The 15,996-nt window shown below is 52.6% G+C and carries 12 protein-coding genes; 4 read left to right on the forward strand and 8 right to left on the reverse strand.

The features are described from left to right. Positions 1-25: 25 nt before the first annotated feature. A complete protein-coding gene (locus tag ACI0FJ_RS15155) occupies positions 26-1,399 on the reverse strand; it encodes an SLC13 family permease (protein WP_424304734.1) in 1,374 nt (457 codons plus the stop codon). A 374-nt stretch (positions 1,400-1,773) separates the two neighbouring features. Between ACI0FJ_RS15155 and ACI0FJ_RS15160 the strand changes: the two genes are divergently transcribed. The 3 genes from ACI0FJ_RS15160 (at position 1,774) to ACI0FJ_RS15170 (ending at position 3,743) form a co-directional block, all read left to right on the forward strand. Then, positions 1,774-2,697 (forward strand): NAD(P)/FAD-dependent oxidoreductase, encoded by a 924-nt coding sequence (locus ACI0FJ_RS15160; RefSeq protein ID WP_424304735.1) that lies wholly within the window; start codon positions 1,774-1,776, stop codon positions 2,695-2,697. A gap of 35 nt (positions 2,698-2,732) precedes the next feature. Next, positions 2,733-3,044 carry a thioredoxin family protein gene (locus ACI0FJ_RS15165; RefSeq protein WP_424304736.1) on the forward strand — a complete coding sequence of 104 codons (312 nt, stop codon included), beginning with the start codon at positions 2,733-2,735 and terminating at the stop codon, positions 3,042-3,044. Between the two features lie 492 nt (positions 3,045-3,536). Next, entirely contained in the window at positions 3,537-3,743 is a 207-nt protein-coding gene (locus ACI0FJ_RS15170) for a hypothetical protein (protein WP_424304737.1), read from the forward strand. A 98-nt stretch (positions 3,744-3,841) separates the two neighbouring features. Here the strand turns inward: ACI0FJ_RS15170 and ACI0FJ_RS15175 are convergent, their stop codons facing one another. The 7 genes from ACI0FJ_RS15175 to potA form a co-directional block, all read right to left on the reverse strand. After that, on the reverse strand, positions 3,842-6,424 hold the full coding sequence (locus ACI0FJ_RS15175; RefSeq protein ID WP_424304738.1) for a cobyric acid synthase: 2,583 nt from the start codon (positions 6,422-6,424) through the stop codon (positions 3,842-3,844). A gap of 340 nt (positions 6,425-6,764) precedes the next feature. Continuing rightward, complete coding sequence (locus tag ACI0FJ_RS15180; protein ID WP_424304739.1) at positions 6,765-8,432, reverse strand: hypothetical protein; 1,668 nt, start codon at positions 8,430-8,432, stop codon at positions 6,765-6,767. 32 nt (positions 8,433-8,464) lie between these two features. Continuing rightward, on the reverse strand, positions 8,465-9,538 hold the full coding sequence (locus ACI0FJ_RS15185) for a dsDNA nuclease domain-containing protein (protein WP_424304740.1): 1,074 nt from the start codon (positions 9,536-9,538) through the stop codon (positions 8,465-8,467). 584 nt (positions 9,539-10,122) lie between these two features. Next, on the reverse strand, positions 10,123-11,178 hold the full coding sequence (locus ACI0FJ_RS15190; RefSeq protein WP_424304741.1) for an extracellular solute-binding protein: 1,056 nt from the start codon (positions 11,176-11,178) through the stop codon (positions 10,123-10,125). Next, a complete protein-coding gene (gene potC / locus ACI0FJ_RS15195; protein WP_424304742.1) occupies positions 11,175-11,951 on the reverse strand; it encodes a spermidine/putrescine ABC transporter permease PotC in 777 nt (258 codons plus the stop codon). The genes ACI0FJ_RS15190 and potC overlap by 4 nt, the downstream gene beginning before the upstream one ends. Positions 11,952-11,979: 28 nt before the next feature. Next, positions 11,980-12,837 (reverse strand): spermidine/putrescine ABC transporter permease PotB, encoded by an 858-nt coding sequence (gene potB, locus ACI0FJ_RS15200; protein ID WP_424304743.1) that lies wholly within the window; start codon positions 12,835-12,837, stop codon positions 11,980-11,982. Beyond that, positions 12,827-14,005, reverse strand: coding sequence for a spermidine/putrescine ABC transporter ATP-binding protein PotA (gene potA / locus ACI0FJ_RS15205; protein ID WP_424304744.1), 1,179 nt, complete (start codon positions 14,003-14,005; stop codon positions 12,827-12,829). The genes potB and potA overlap by 11 nt, the downstream gene beginning before the upstream one ends. A 158-nt stretch (positions 14,006-14,163) precedes the next feature. Here potA and ACI0FJ_RS15210 point away from each other — a divergent pair, with 158 nt between their 5' ends. Further along, entirely contained in the window at positions 14,164-15,930 is a 1,767-nt protein-coding gene (locus tag ACI0FJ_RS15210; protein WP_424304745.1) for an N-acetylmuramoyl-L-alanine amidase, read from the forward strand. The last annotated feature ends 66 nt before the right edge of the window (positions 15,931-15,996 follow it).

The raw sequence follows: 15,996 nt of genomic DNA on the forward strand, positions 1-15,996 counted from the left end.
TGTTGGAAGAGGGGTAGAACTGAAATTAGGCTCCGATGAATTTCCAGTAGGGAACAGCCACGAACAGGAGGTACAACGCAGTCACCACGGCTCGCACGCCAAAAACAGCGGCCACCTGCTTCATCTTCATGTAGCCGTAGGCATAGAAGTAGAGCAGTACTGCGTATTCATAGGGAAAGAAGTACTGGTCCAGGCCGTAGAGCAGAGAATAGCTGCCCACGGCGGGCGAAACGCCGAGATGCTGGCAGATGGTCGTGATGGGCCCTGTAAGGGCGGCCACGGCGGCCAGCGGCGTCAGGAACAAGTTGGATACCAGGCCCACGCCGAATATGCCCATGAGCGCGGTGGAAAGGGAACCGTCCAGGTAGGGAGCCACAAGCTGTTCCACCCAGCCGCTGGCACCGGCCACTTTGGCTGCCGAGCCAATGCACATGGACCCGATAACGAAAAAGATGACGCTGAAGTTCATCTTGTTCAGCTTTTCCTTGTTCAGCAGGTCCACGCCGGGCAGAAAGCAGACGCCACCCATGAACAAAAGCACATAGCCCGAGTTGATGCCGTGCCATTTGCTGGTTGCCATAAGCAACAGCAGGGAAACCAGGATGGCCATGCTTTTGAGTTCGTTTGGGGAGACTTTGCCCAGGGCGGCGTATTCCTGGTGGATGTAGCCTTCCAGGTCGGCATCCAGCTTCGGACGCATAATCAGCAGGATGCAGGCCAGGGAAATGATGCCGTACACCACGGCTATCGGGAAATTGTGAACAAAGTACTCACTCCAGGTCACAATAGAGCCAGCCCCTTTGCCCGCAATATTCATGGCCATGACAATGTCGCCGCCGCCCGTCAGGTAGGCCAGCTTTGCGCAGGCCACGGAAACAAAGCCAACCATCAGAACCGTGGCGCCTTCGCGCGATCCTTTCTTCAGGTGCAGGGCCTCGCATATACCCAGGCTGACCACCGAGATAATGGCCGCTTTTCCCATAACCGAGGGGACGAACGGGGAAATGATGTATCCGGCCAGCATCAATCCGGCCATGACCTTGGTGAAGGAAAAGCCCGCCACCCGGATGGAGAACAGGGCAATCCGTTTGGCAAGGCCCGTCTGCATCATGATCATGCCCATCATCATGCCGCCCACCACAATCCAGGGGATGGTCGTTCCCCAGGGGGCGAAAATCTGTTTTCCGGTTCCCAGTTTGGTCACCACATATATCGCGGGCATAAGGATTGCCACGAGCGTATCCGGGAGCGTGTCGAGCACCCAACTCAAAACACCCCAGCTTGTGATGGTGAAAAAGAGCGTCAACTTCGGAGGAATCCCAAAGGTGGGTCCCAGGAAGTAGATGGCTACCGGGAAGAGCAGGTTTATGACCCACTTTATCAATTTGCCACGCTGCATGTAGCCTCCCAATTACAACAAAGTTTGATGACCGTTTCGGCTCACGGCGAGCCCACCCCGCCTGGTTTCGTGTCGTTCGCAGCTTTTTTGCACGAGGCCGCAAACGACACACAACGGTATTGTGAAAATATTCACATCTGATGTAGCAAGGTTCTGGTTTTTCGCGCCATAACCTGGACTAACTTTCGCATTGAATTTTCGAAAAATTTGACGCCCCTGCGCCTTAATTTCTCAGCAGCCCCAAAAAACTTGCTTTTTATTGAGCAAAAGATAGTCCAGGCTATTTCGCCCCGTCCGGTAATCTAGTTCTATAGATCACAAGGACAACGACATTGTGCGGGCAAATACAGCCCGCATATATCTGGGAGTATGCAATGAAACGTTATGATCTGATTATCGTCGGTTCTGGTCCGGCAGGTATGACTGCCGCCATTTACGGCGTTCGCGCCAATCTGTCTGTTTTGCTTCTGGATCAGCTCGCTCCGGGCGGGCAGATTGTGAACACCAACGAGATTGAGAACTATCCCGGTTCCGGTCCGGTGGAAGGCGCGGCTCTGGCCATTTCCATGTTTGAACATACCCAGCAGCTGGGCGCGGAGTTCGACTACAAAACAGTCACCGCCATTGACGACAAGGGCGAGTACAAGCTCATCAAGTGCCTGGAAGACGAAACCGAGTATGAAGCCACGGCCGTGATTCTGGCGACCGGAACAAAGCCTCGCAACCTGGGCGTTCCGGGTGAAGACAAGTTTGCAGGTTCCGGAATCAGTTGGTGCGCCATTTGCGATGGTGCCCAGTATCGCGGAAAGAAGGTTGCCGTTATCGGCGGCGGCAACTCCGCAGTGGAGGAATCCCTTTACCTGGCTGGCATGGTGGAAAAGTTGGACATCATCACCATGTTCGACCTGACTGCCGATCCCAAGGCCTGCGGCAAGCTTTGCCTGTTGGACAACGTCACGGTTCATCCCTATCAGGATGTTCTGGAATTTACCGGCGACGACAAGCTGGAAGGCGTTCGCTTCAAGTCCACCAAGGATGGCGACGAAAGCTACGTGGCCTGCGACGGCGTTTTTGAATACATCGGGCTGAAGGCTTGCTCGACCTGGTTCGCGGACCTGGGAATAGTGGACAAGTTCGGCTGCATTGTTGTGGACGATGAAATGAAGACCAGCATTCCCGGTATTTTCGGCGCTGGCGACATTACGGCCAAAAAACTGCGCCAGGTTGTCACGGCCTGCTCCGACGGCGCCATTGCCGCCAACAGCGCCTCCAAGTACGTTGAAAGCCTCAAGGCCTAGCCTGAACGCAATTTCAAAAACCGAAAGGATTTCGCATGATAAAAGAACTCACCACCGAAGAATTCGATGCAATGGACAAGTCCGGCGTCATGATGCTGGAATTTTACTCCAAGACCTGCGGCCCCTGTAAAATGTTGGCTTTCGTGCTGAAGGCCATCGACGGCATGTTCCCCGATTTCCCCATCTATCAGATCGATTTCGACGAGAACGCCGAACTTAAGGAACGCTGCGGCGTAAAGGGCTTTCCCAGCATGCTCTTTCTGAAAGACGGCGAAGAAGTAAAGCGCCTGGAAGGGCTGCAGCAGAAACCCGCCATCGTTAAGGTTGTTGAAGAATTGACCGCCTAACGTAACGGGACAACGGGCGAGGGGGAGACGGATCTTCTCCCTCGCGCTCCCCGTGTTTTATCTAAGCAATCAGGCTCCGGCCCAATGAGTTTTGCTCTTTGGGCCGGAGCCTGATTGATTTTTATATGGGGGATGGAAAGGATTGGGTAAGGGGAAGTAGGATTTTGGGGGGCGAAAATGAGGGCGCCAAAGTCGCTTAACGAAGGAGGCGTTGAAGGCTGGGAATAACCAAGTGCCTTACAACGTTTTTTTATCTGGCTTTTAGCGTTGCATTGTTTTCGCAACGTACCGTGCGCCCACCCATTTCACTTCACCAATGGCGGTGTATTCGCCACGTCCCGCAGGGCGTGGCGCAACTGCTACGGAGCGGCTGCAAATGCAGCTTAATAAAGTGTGGCGCAAGGGCGTTATTTCACCTGCCTCGGTACAAAGAGGCGGCCATGACACGCCGTGAGATACCTGCGGCCCCTTAGGTTGGAGAGGGAGGGGAAGGTGTCGGAAACCAGGGTGTTCAAAAGCCGTGGTGGTAAGGCGCCAGCCAAAGGCATGGCCGACGCGTATTTTCTGATACTCGAGGATATGCCTTTGGCGCAGCAACGCCGCCACCACGAGATTTTCAACGCCCTGACGGGGGAACCTAGCCTTACTGGTCCCCCACTGTTTCTGACAGAGAAAACAGAGCTTACGAATGGAATGTAACTCGAGGGAACCGCGACTCCCCGTATCCATCCGCTTCTTTGCGTTTTGTTTTCTTATTCTTTTCTTCTCTTTGAATTTTATTCTTTTTTTTCTTCTGTCTATACGCCAAGAATCTCGTACACCCGTTCCATATCCATCCCCGCCTCCACCACATCCGCCAACCTGTCCAAAGCTGGCTGAATATCGTAGGGATTCTCCCCATTGAGCGGCTCCAACCCCTTGCTGACCCGCAAGGTGTTCAAAAACGCCCGGCGAAAGCCGTCCGCGTCAAACAAACCGTGCAAATAGGTGCCCCATACGCGCTGGCTTGGCAGACCATGGCCGATGACCTTGCCGTCCTCGCGAACCACACAGGACTGCAACCCATCGGAAAGCGGGGTGGTCGTGCCGTGGTGAATCTCATACCCGTACACGCTCAACCCACTTGGGGTGTGAACACAGGCGGCGCGGGTAAGGGTCTTGCTTTCCGCCAACGTGGTCTGCAACGGCAGGAGACCCAGACCGGGTGTTTCCGCGTCTGAAGACTCCAACCCCAGCGGATCGGCCACACTGCGCCCAAGCATCTGCAACCCGCCGCAAATGCCCACTATTTCGCAGGTTCCGGCCAGCTCTGCAATGGCCGCGGCCAGCCCGGTCTCGCGCAAAAAACGCATGTCGCCAATGGTGTTCTTGCTGCCCGGCAGGATGATGGCATCGGGCCTGCCCAATTCTTCGGGCTTGCACACCTGGCGCACATGGGCGTCGGGCTCGCGGGCAAAGGCGTCGAAGTCCGTGAAATTGGAAATATGGCGCAGGTCGATGACCGCAATGTCCAGTTCGGCCGTGCCCCGTTCCCGCACCAGCCGACCGGCCTTGAAAGCCACCGAATCCTCTTCGGGCAGGCCGTGGTCGTGCACGAACGGCACCACGCCCAGCACGGGCACGTTGGTGCGGTAGGCGATCATCTCGTTGGCCGGGGCCAGCAGCGAGGCGTCGCCGCGAAATTTGTTCAGCACATAGCCCTTTACCAGGGCGCGCTCGCGCTCCTCCAGGCATTCCATGGTGCCGATGAGCGAGGCATACGATCCGCCCCGGTCTATGTCGGCAATCAGCAGCACGTTGGCCCGCGCGTAGGCCGCCATGCCCATGTTCACGATGTCGTGCGCCTTGAGGTTGATTTCCGCAGGCGAGCCAGCGCCTTCCAGCACCATCACGTCGAATTCCCCGGCTAGGTCGTCATACGCGGCCCTGGCCGCACGCGCCGCCTCACGCTTGTACTCGATGTACGCGCCCACGCGCATGGTGCCCACAGGCTTGCCCATGACGATAACCTGCGATCCCGTGTCGCTGGACGGCTTGAGCAGCACCGGATTCATGCGTACGTCCGGTTCCAGCCGACAAGCCGCAGCCTGCGTAACCTGCGCCCGGCCCATCTCGCCGCCGTCCAGGGTGACAAAGGAATTGAGCGACATGTTCTGCGCCTTGAAGGGCGCGACCCGCAACCCCTGGCGCAGCAGAATCCGGCACATGGCCGCAGCCAGCAGACTCTTGCCCGCGTCCGAACTGGTGGCCTGAAACATGATGGCAGGCGTTTTGCGTTGCCTGCGGGGCTGTTTTTTGTGCTCCAAAATCTGCGCAAGTGCGGGGAGCAGGCGCGCGTTGTCGTCCTCGTTGCGCACGGCCACGCGAAAATAACGGTCGTCCAACCCGTCATAATTGGAGCAGGGGCGGATGGCGATACGTTGGGCAATGAGCTTGTCGAAGAGTTCCGCACCGGACGTGATTCCACTCCCCTTTTCAAGGCGGCAAAGTAGGTAGTTTGCCTCGCCCGGATACACGCGCAGTTCGGAAATTTGCCCCAGTCCATGGCAGAGGTCCGTGCGCAGCCGGGTGCACTCCAGGCGCGAACGTTCGGCATAGTCTGTGTCGTGCAACGCCCGCGCACCCACGGCCTGGGCAATGGAGTTCACACCCCATGGCGCGCTGGTCCGCCGCAGCTCGGCCAGAACATCCGAGGCGGCAGCCGCCAGCCCAAGGCGCAGTCCGGCCACAGCGTAAAATTTGGTCAGGGAAAGCAGGACGACCATGTTCGCAGGCCGCTGCTGCACCATCCGGTCGCTGCCAGCCTCCAGAAAATCCGCGAACGCCTCATCCACCACAAAGAAGCTGTCCGTATGTCCTCTTGCCAGCTTCCGTGCGTCCTCGGCAGGGAATGACACGCCCGTGGGGTTGTTGGGCCGCCCCAGAAATACCAGGGCCGGACCTTCAGCCAGCATGCTATCCAGAGCATCGAAATCCACACGGAATCCGTGTACCTCGTGCAGTGTCAGCGTTTCGGTTTGCAGTCCCGCCAGTTGCGCGGCGCGCTTGTAATCCACATACCCAGGGCTCGGAACAATGGCGCGCTTCAGCCCGTACAGCGCCTTCACCACCCTCGGCATAGCAAAGAGCATTTCGCTGGTGCCGTTGCAGGCCACAAAATTATCCGCAGGCACGCCGTAATACTGCGCTGCCGCGCCAAGCAGCTCCGCATTATCCGGGTCGGGATAGTGCACTACAGAACCCAGAACCCGGCTCACTTCGTCCCGTAACCAGGCCGGTGGTCCCAGCGGGTTCATGTTCGCGGAAAAATCCAGAATGTCCTCAGGCGCGCAGCCCGCCAATAGTGCGTATTTCGTAAGGTTTCCACCATGGTGCATCATGGGGAAAACCTGCCTATTATTATAAAATTTGGCAATGGGTAGCGGGGCGGGAAGAAGGAAAAGAGGGGCGAGGGGAAACCTTTTTGAAAAAAGGTTCTCCCCTCGCGCTCCCCTTCCAAAAAGTTTATTTATAAAGGGGGAGTCGGAAATTGATGTTGGGTTGTGTGATTACGTTTTCAGCCGAGCTTGTAGTAAAAAAAATATATTTTTTTAAAGTCTCTATTTTGAGATGACTTTAAATATGTTTCAAAATCATCCGCAGGTGAACCCTGTGCTTTACTCAACTTTCGTGGCTAAAAGGGGATAAAAGTCTATGTATTTCTTTTCTCGAGTGACTTTTTTAAGAGAGATAAGGAGCAAAAAAGTCAAGGGCCTCATCAAATTCGTCTACGTTTAGTAGGCTCTTCTTGTTATGTAACTCGATTACTGAACCTGAAAATTCAACATCATATGTTTTTCTCAAGGCTAAAATAACTTGAAGGTTAGGTGGGGTATAGTCCCTAATGGTAGATAATATTTTATTCATATTGCCTTTATCCTGGTCTTGTTGGTTCGGAGTATCCACAACCAGTGGACAGGGGATTGAATCTGAAAATTTAAAATTTGTTTGTAGTAACGCAATTTTTTTGGCCAAGACAAGGCGAGTGTGTAGGCTTCCTTCTTCTGATATTGCACAATATATCTTTGATGCGACCTGATCTGGAATCTCAACGTCAAGCGAAATGCCTAGAGAATTAATATTGTCATAGTAGTATTTCTTTATCGTTTGTGTCTTTTGAGCATCTTGTGCGTTTTTTAAGTTTTTTTGTGCTTCTTTTTTCATTTTATCGTATTCATCTACAACATCACTACATTCAGATATTTCCGAGTAAAATGTTTGCAGATAAAAGCGTCTTCCCTCTTCTTCAAGGTACTCTCTCATTGAAAAATCTTTATTACGTGTGTCGATCTTTTTATGAATTTGTTGGAGCTCTTGTCTTAAGATTATACTATCATTTTCAATTTTTATGATTTTTGAATTGAGGTGAAAAATTGCTTCTTTAAGTTCACTAGAGCGTTCCAGGCAATAGCTCAGATCTTCTGAAAACGAAAAACGGCTTGCCAGACTATTGTCATATAATGCTCCACAGGTAGGGCAAGGGAATTCACCGTCATTTTCCGTCGCGAATTTTAAATCAGCACGAATTTCGTTGATCCTAGAGTTTACTACCGTCAAACAGGACTGAGCTTCGTTCCTTTTGTTGTATAACGTGTAGTATTTCTTTTTAAATTTCGATATTTTTTCATTGTATTCTGAGGATAGTGATATCAAGTCATTTATTTCTTGTTTTAAGAGGCTAATATCCTTGCTTTCATCTATTGATTTACCTGCCTCATCTAATTTTCGTTTTACGAGGAGTAAATCATTTAGCTTACCCTTTTGGTCAGCAAGAGAAACGTCTAGATCGTTAATTTTGCATTTAAGCCTATAGTATTCGTTGCTTTGAATCCCTGAATGATACTGAAAATAGGCGTCTTGCCAGTTCTGGAATTGACTAAGCTTCTCAAAACCTTGGTAATCTCTTGTCCATCCATTTTTTTGGTCAATATAATATGGTAAAAGTTTAAATGCTGGAGTTGCTTGAATAAATTTTTTCTTAGAAGTTAGATGAAGATTGAACTCTAATATTTCAGCCAGTAAAGGTGATAGTTGCCTTGTAATTGAAAGATCACGTCCGATACATTCTCCTTCTCGATATACGGAAACGTTACCTCCCCAATCTCGGTAGAAATGATATCTTTTGTCGTCAACTTCTGCTTCTAAAAGTACTTTTGGTTGAGCATCCTTCCACCGAGGATGTGCGCTAAAGTCAACTCCTAATGGATGCAATAGACAACGTACAAGGCTTGTTTTTCCTACTGTGTTATCCCCTTTTATCAGAGTGAACCTTGGGTGAAGTTTCACGACTTTCCCTGCATTCTCTTTGAAGGAAATTACCCCAACTTTTTTGAATATCATCTTCTTCATATCTTTTAGTCCTAGTCTTTCTTATTAATCGTTTATAATTCCCCATAAATTTTGGCTGTTTCATAGTAGATTGCCCCTGTTATAAATTCCTCTGAGTATATTTTTTTGTATCCTCTTTGTGGATCTAATCCGCTAGCAACTTCTGATACAATGGTACGAATCGTTTTGCTAACAGAAATTGTTTTTTTGATGCCGGTTATTATATCTAATTCTAGCTCGAATATAACGTCATTGGAATATTGCATCTTCTCTGATCTGTATTTTTTGATTTTTTCCTTAATTGCGTATCTCAGTCCAAATTCGTAGTCGCTTTCAGTTAAAAGTTTTTCTACTACTTTGTCGATATCTGTGTGTCTTGCGCTAGATATCGTTTCTTTAATGAAATTTTCAATATCAACTCTCTTGAACCCTTTTTGTGTGATGAGCATGTCTACATTTTGAAACTCTTTAAAAATTAAAGCTCCTTTTTTTGTAATATCTGGCAATATGGTCCTATAGAATGCATCTACATCTATATCACATTTGTATTTTTTTTTGAAAAAATCATAAATTATTCCTTTCAATTGTTCACAATATCCTTTTCTAGAAAGTTCAGAGTTCATAAAACGCAAAACATAAACAAATCTCCCACAGGATTCCCCTGTTTCTTTTTCAATTTTTGTGGTTATATTACTGCATTCTTGTAAGTCTTTTAAACATTTGTATTCACTGTTGCTGATAATTTCTTTGCTGTTTGAATCTGTTATTGGCCTGCTAGTAACAAGATAGCATCCTTCAACAGATTCTCCAAAATCTTTGTATAAAGAGTGCATTTTCCCTATAATTGAAGAATCGCCACTTTTTTTGGGATCATATCGCAAGATATCGGTTAAAGATAATTTTTTATGGTCCTTGACTTGATAAAAATTAATTTTTTTAGGGGGGCATGTGCCATCTAGAGAGACAACATCATCCCAATGTTCAATTAGTATTGCGTAATCATCTTCGGTAGCGTGTAATTTTAGTAAAAGGCAGATTGCCCAATGATTTTGGTAGTCAAGGCCTTTGAGTCCAGTGCTTCCACCAGATTCCCTTGGTGATATTGATTGCATTTTACGAGTTAGCATGGGATCTCTTTCTACTAACCTTTTCTAGATATTCAATTATATATAGATGTGAGCTTTGAATAAAATAGTTAATTAATTTAGTGCACATTCTTTTTCTACTCGTCAACCATTCTGTTAATAGTGCTCGGACTATTATTATATGAAGCTACTTATCCTTGCAGCTGATAAGTGTATGGTTACACAAGTAAAGCTTAGGTGGCATTTTTTGACGAGCATGAACGGGATCATGGAAAGGAATGTTTTTTTGCTAAAATTTGATTAGTACGACTAAACTGATATTTGCCCACCTTCAGTAGCACTTAGCAACAATTTCATGGGGGCGTATTTAGCTTGTTGTCCGCGCTGATAGACGCGCCCCGCGTCGTCTACGAGGCGTTTGTTCCCATGGCTAAGGCCACGTTTTGATGTCGTTTGAGGCGTTGAGGCGTAGGTAGCGAGTGGTGTGGTTGGAGTCGTGTCGCAGACGGCGAGCCATATCCGCTAAAAATTTAAGATCAAAAGTCTTTGGAAAGGGGGAGCGCGAGGGGGGATAACCTTTCCTCAGAAAGGTTTCCCCCCTCGCAGGGTCTTCTTCTTTTCTTATCCTACTTCCCAGACTTCAACTTTTCCCAAAACTCTTCATAGAGCTTGATGGAGTCGCCGATGTCCTGTGTGAACTGGGCATGGCGCATGTCGTCTTCGTTGGGGAAGAGGGTTGTATTGTCTTTCAGGTCTTCGGGGAGGAGCTGGCGTGCGGCCTTGTTGGGCGTGGCGTAGCCGATTTCCTCACAGATGACTTTGGCGATGTCGGGGCGCAGCAGGAAGTTGATGAAGGCGTGTGCTTCGTCAATGTGCTTGGCACCGGCGGGGATACAGAGGTTGTCGACCCAGGCGATGGTGCCTTCCTTGGGGTAGACGTAGGCAATGGTTTCGCCTTCTGTTTCTGTATTGGCCTGGTTTACTTCGCCGTTCCAGATCAGTCCCACGGAGACTTCCTCGTTGAGGAAGGGCATGCGGGGCGCGTCCGAGTTGAAGAGCACCACGTTGGGCATCAGTTCGGTGAGCTTTTTGTAGGCTTCTTCAATGTGCTTGGGGTTGGTGTCGTTGAAGGGGTATCCCAGCACCAGAAAGGCCATGCCGAAGACTTCGCGGATGTCGTCTGTCAGCAATACCTGGCCCTTGTATTCGGGCTTCCACAGGTCGGCATAGGCGGTAACTGTGGCAGGATCGTGCCGGTCGGTGCGCACGCCGATGCCGGTTGTTCCCCACAGGTAGGGGATGCTGTAGGCGTTTTCCGGGTCGTATGCCGTGTTCAGCAGAGCCGGGTCCAGGTTCTTGAAGTTGGGCAGTTTGGACTTGTCGATTTTTTCCAACATGCCTTCGCGTTTCATGCGAGAGACAAAGTAGGTGGAAGGTACGACCACGTCGTAGCCGCCTTTGACCAGTTTCAGCTTGGCGAACATGGATTCGTTGCTGTCAAAGGTATTGTAGACGACTTTGATGCCGGTTTCTTCGGTGAACTGGTCCAGTACGTCTTGGGGCATGTATTCGCTCCAATTGTAGACGTACAGGACTTTTTCCCCGGAATCGGCAGCCTGCGCCGTAAGGCCGGAAAGGAAAAGGCACATGGCCGTAAGGGATATAGCGAGCAGTCGTTTCATCGGCTCCTCCGTTCACGTGAAATGAAGTGGTAAATGGTTGTAAGGATAATGGTTGCCCCAAACAATATGGTGCACAGAGCGTTCACCTCTGGTTTCACGCCCAGACGCACCATTGAGTAAACTTTCAGGGGAAGGATTTCGAAGCCCGGCCCGGTCACGAAAAAGCTGACCATGACGTCGTCGAGCGAGAGCGTGAAGCTCAGCAGCCAGCCCGCCACCACCGAAGGCAGCACCAGGGGCAGGGTCACTTCCCGGAATATGGTGAATTCGCCTGCGCCCAGGTCGCGCGCGGCCTCCACCAGGTTTTCGTCAAAGCCCTTGAGCCGCCCCAGCACGGTGATGACCACAAAGGGCAGGCAGAAGGTGGTGTGGGCAATGAGCAGGGTACCCGCGCCCAGCGGGATGCGCATGGCTACAAAGAGCACCAGCAGCGAGATGCCCATAACCAGGTCCGGACTGACCGTGAGCACGTACATGGACATGCGCAGCAGATTGCGGCCCTTGAAGCGGTAGCGCTGGATGGCCACGGCCGCCAGGGTACCGAACAGGGTTGCAAGCGATGCCGCGCAAACGGCTATGAAAAGGGAATTGAGAGCGGCGTGGACGAGCGCATCGTTGCCCGCCAGTTTGTCGTACCAGCGCATGGAAAAGCCTTTCCAGCGCATGCCGTATTTGGATTGGTTAAAAGAATAGACCACCAATATGGCTATTGGCGCATACAGAAAGGCGTAGACCGCCAGCATGTAGGCTCGTTTTAAAAGCCGGGTCATCATCCATGGTCCTCCCCCTTGCGAGTATGGGTTATAGCAATGCGTCCTGGCTGACGCGCTTGGAAGCTTTGTAATAGACGAACAGCATAACGGCCATGACGATGTTCAGGGCTATGCTTGCAGCGGCGCCCAAAGGCCAGTCGCCCGCCGTAAGAAACTGGTTGCGGATGAAGTTGCCCACCAGCATCACCTTGGCGCCTCCCAGAATATCCGGGATGTAGAACATGCCCAGGGCGGGCAGGAACGTGAGCATCATCCCGGCCATTACTCCGGGCAGGCTCAGGGGCACGGTTATCAGCCAGAACACGGACATGCGGCTTGCGCCCAGGTCGCGTGCGGCTTCCTTGTACCGGTTATCGAGCTTTTCCAGCACCGAATAGATGGGCAGAATCATGAACGGCAGCAGGGTGTAGACCAGCCCGAGCAGGACGGCACCATCAGTGTACAGCAGCTTGAGCGGATGGTCTATGATTCCCAGCCCCATAAGGATGGAATTGATGAGTCCGTTGGCCTTCAGGATGATGATGAGCGCGTAGGTGCGGATGAGCGAGCTGGTCCAGAAGGGAATGATGAGCAGGAGCAGCAGCTGGTTGCGGTTGGCGCGCGGGGTGCCGGACAGAAAATAGGCGAACGGGTAGCCCAGCAGCAGGCAGATGAGCGTGGCGCAAAAGGCCAGACGTAGCGACTGCCCCACCATGGCAATGAAGAGCGGGTCCAGGAACCGGCTGTAGCTCTCCAGGCTGAAGCGCATGCGCACCAGATCTTCGGCTTCCGGCGAAAGGATGGAGGTGAGGAAGACCATCAGGTTGGGCGTTACGGCAAACGCAATAACCCACAGCACCACAAGTGCGATGGCAATGCGCTCGAAAACACCCATCCTACCCATCATCTTCGTCTCCGTAGTCGTCGTCATCCTCGCCCGTGTATTCGGACGGTGCATGGTCTTCGTCGGGCAATACGACTTCCCAGTCGTGAACCCAGGTAATCCCCACGGGTTCGCCCGGTGTGTAGACGATTTTTTCCGCGTCCTCGTCGAAAAATTCCGTAGCCATCACATGGATGGATTCATTGCTGGGTTCGGGCAGGACGATATCCACGGTAATGTCCACGGTGGCGCCCTTGTACACGCACTCGTAAACCGTCCCCCACAGGATGCACTCCTCGGACTCGGGCTCGTCGGGCCGGTACAGGCGGATGTCTTCGGGGCGCAGCAGCACGTTGACCTTTTCGCCGGGGTCGAAGGTGCGCTTGGAGCCGACCACGCAGGGCTTGCCGTACATTTCGGTATGCAGGTCGTCCTCTTCCACGCTTACGACAGTGGCTTCCAGAATATTGATGTCGCCCACAAAGCTGGCAACAAAGAGGTTTTCCGGCTCTTCGTAGATGCGTTCTGGCGTGCCGATCTGGCGGATGGCGCCTTCGTCCAGCACCACCACGCGGTCGGACATGGAAAAGGCTTCTTCCTGGTCGTGCGTTACAAAAACAAAGGTGATGCCCAGCTGGCGCTGCAAGTGTTTGAGGTCGCTCTGCATCTGCTTGCGCAGCTTGAAGTCCAGGGCGCTGAGGGGTTCGTCCAGCAACAGCACGGAAGGCTCGTTGACCAGGGCGCGGGCCAGGGCCACACGCTGCTGCTGTCCGCCCGAGAGGCGGTCGGGCATGCGTTTGCCCAGTCTGCCCAGCTGTACGAGGTCCAGGGCGGTGTTCACGCGGCGGTCGATTTCATCCTTGGCTGTTTTCTGGCGGCGCAGGCCAAAGGCCACGTTGTCGTACACATTCATGTGCGGAAACAGGGCGTAGCTCTGGAAAACAGTGTTCACTTCCCGCTTGTTGGGCGGCAGGTCCGTCACATTGCGGCCGTTGAGGTAGATCTCGCCGGACGTGGGTGCTTCAAAACCTGCGATAAGGCGCAGCAAAGTGGTCTTTCCGCAGCCCGAGGGGCCGAGAAAGGTGATGAATTCGCCTGGGCGAATGGACAGATCCAGGGGATGGAGAACAAGGTCACCGTCGTAGCGTTTGCTAACGCCCTCAAATTCGATGACCGGGGCAGGTTGATTCAATGGCGCCCCTCCTGAAAGAAAATTTGCAGTGCTCAAATGATGGAAAAGGGAGTTGTTGTCAACAACATTACACAATGGCTGTCACCTATCAAGCACGGCCGGGAAGGTCCTATTTTCCGGATTGGAAATTCCTGAAGAAATTATATACAAGATATCCCGTGAAACGCGTTGTCCTTCTTTTTTTCTTGTGCGCCGCTCTAACGGCTTTTTTCGTGCCCTCCGCCCAGGCCGCCAGCGATGCGGCCCTTTTTCGTTCTGCCTGGAAGGATTTTCATGTCCTGAAAGACGGCGGCAAGGGGTCGATGATGCGCCATAATTGGGAACATATCGAACGCGAGTTCCTGACAATTTTCAAAAGACATCCTTCCGGCTCCTACGCGCCCAAGTCGCTGTATTACGCTGGCCGGGTCAATCAGGAGCTGGGCGAGCGTTCCAAGCTTACGGGCGATTACGAGCGCGCCTGCGAATATTTTCAGCGCGTGGTCCTGCGCTATCCCCAACATTCCTGGAGCGACGACGCCCTGCTGCGCAAGGCCGAGATCAATCTGGAAAAGCTGGGCAACAAGGACCAGGCCTATGCCGACCTGCTGCTTCTGGTGCACCGCTATCCCAAGGGCGACCAGCGCGAAAAGGCCGATGCCCTGCTGCGCCAGATGGACCAGAAAAGCGCGAAGAAAAGCGCGAAGCAAAGTGCGCCTCCCCCAAAATCGTCCACAAAAAGCGCCAGCCCACAAAGCACATCCAAGCGCACTGCGCCCCCCCGCAAAAAAAGTGGGCTGAGCCTGCTGCAACACGTCCGTTACCAGAGTTCCAACGACTACACCCGCGTGGTGCTGGATTTGGACAAGGAAACCAGGTTCAAGTGGCAGCTGCTTCCGCCATCCAAGGAGGCGAACAAGCCCCGGCGGCTGTACATCGACCTTGACGATTCACAGATCGGCAAAGAGGTCTCCTCCTCTGTGAGCGTGGCCGACGGCATTCTCAAGCAGATCCGCACCGGCAAGCAGCCCGGCAATGTCACGCGGGTGGTGCTCGATTTCACCGCGCTCAAGGACTACAAGGTCTTTCACCTGTACGATCCCTACCGCGTAGTGGTGGACATCTACGCCCCGTCGCGTACCTCGGCACTCAAGCAGCCGCTGCCTTCCACCACGCCGCCCGATAAAAGGTCCAAGGCCCTTAACGGCTACAAGCCGCCCCCAGGCAGCAAGCAGCACATGGGCGACCTTGTGGAACAGCTGGGCCTGACCATCGATACCATTATGATAGACCCCGGCCACGGTGGCAAAGACCCCGGCGCCAGGGGCAACGGCCTGCTGGAAAAGGATGTGGTTCTCAAGCTGGCCAAGATTGTGGGGGCAAAACTGAAGGCCAAGGGCTTCAAGGTCATCTACACCCGCACCACGGACACGTTCATCCCTCTGGAGGAGCGGACCGCCATGGCCAACGTGCGCAAGGCGGACATGTTCGTGTCCATCCACTGCAACGCCATCCGGTCGTCCAAGGTGCACGGGTTGGAAACCTACGTGTTGAACCTGGCGCGTACCAAGGACGCCGTGCGCGTGGCAGCGCGGGAAAACGCCATATCCACCAAGCGGATAAGCGATTTGCAGGTTATCCTTACCGACCTGATGCTCAATTCCAAGGTGCGCGAGTCCAAGGATCTGGCGGGCAAGGTGCAGGCCAACATGCTCAGAAACCTGCGCAGGCACTATTCCGTGCGCGACCGCCATGTGCGCGAAGCGCCGTTCTACGTGCTGATGGGGGCAAAGATGCCGTCCATCCTCATAGAATCCGGCTACATTACCAACCCGACCGAAGCGCGGCGGTTCAAGTCCAAGACGTATCTCGACCGCCTTGCCGATGGTATCGTGTCGGGTATTCTGGCCTACAAAAAACAGATCGAGCGCTACGCCAGCATCTGATGCGGCGAAGATTTTTTCGGCAGTGAAAATGCAAACGCCCCGGCTCCCAACCATGGGAACGCGGGG

The sequence above is a fragment of the Desulfovibrio sp. 7SRBS1 genome, assembly GCF_049723905.1.
Classification (GTDB): domain Bacteria; phylum Desulfobacterota; class Desulfovibrionia; order Desulfovibrionales; family Desulfovibrionaceae.

Coding starts and splice junctions, on each gene's coding strand:
- ACI0FJ_RS15155 (WP_424304734.1), bottom strand. CDS start 1,399: ATGCAGCGTGGCAAATTGATAAAGTGGGTCATAAACCTGCTCTTCCCG.
- ACI0FJ_RS15160 (WP_424304735.1), top strand. CDS start 1,774: ATGAAACGTTATGATCTGATTATCGTCGGTTCTGGTCCGGCAGGTATG.
- ACI0FJ_RS15165 (WP_424304736.1), top strand. CDS start 2,733: ATGATAAAAGAACTCACCACCGAAGAATTCGATGCAATGGACAAGTCC.
- ACI0FJ_RS15175 (WP_424304738.1), bottom strand. CDS start 6,424: ATGATGCACCATGGTGGAAACCTTACGAAATACGCACTATTGGCGGGC.
- ACI0FJ_RS15180 (WP_424304739.1), bottom strand. CDS start 8,432: ATGAAGAAGATGATATTCAAAAAAGTTGGGGTAATTTCCTTCAAAGAG.
- ACI0FJ_RS15185 (WP_424304740.1), bottom strand. CDS start 9,538: ATGCTAACTCGTAAAATGCAATCAATATCACCAAGGGAATCTGGTGGA.
- ACI0FJ_RS15190 (WP_424304741.1), bottom strand. CDS start 11,178: ATGAAACGACTGCTCGCTATATCCCTTACGGCCATGTGCCTTTTCCTT.
- potC (WP_424304742.1), bottom strand. CDS start 11,951: ATGATGACCCGGCTTTTAAAACGAGCCTACATGCTGGCGGTCTACGCC.
- potB (WP_424304743.1), bottom strand. CDS start 12,837: ATGATGGGTAGGATGGGTGTTTTCGAGCGCATTGCCATCGCACTTGTG.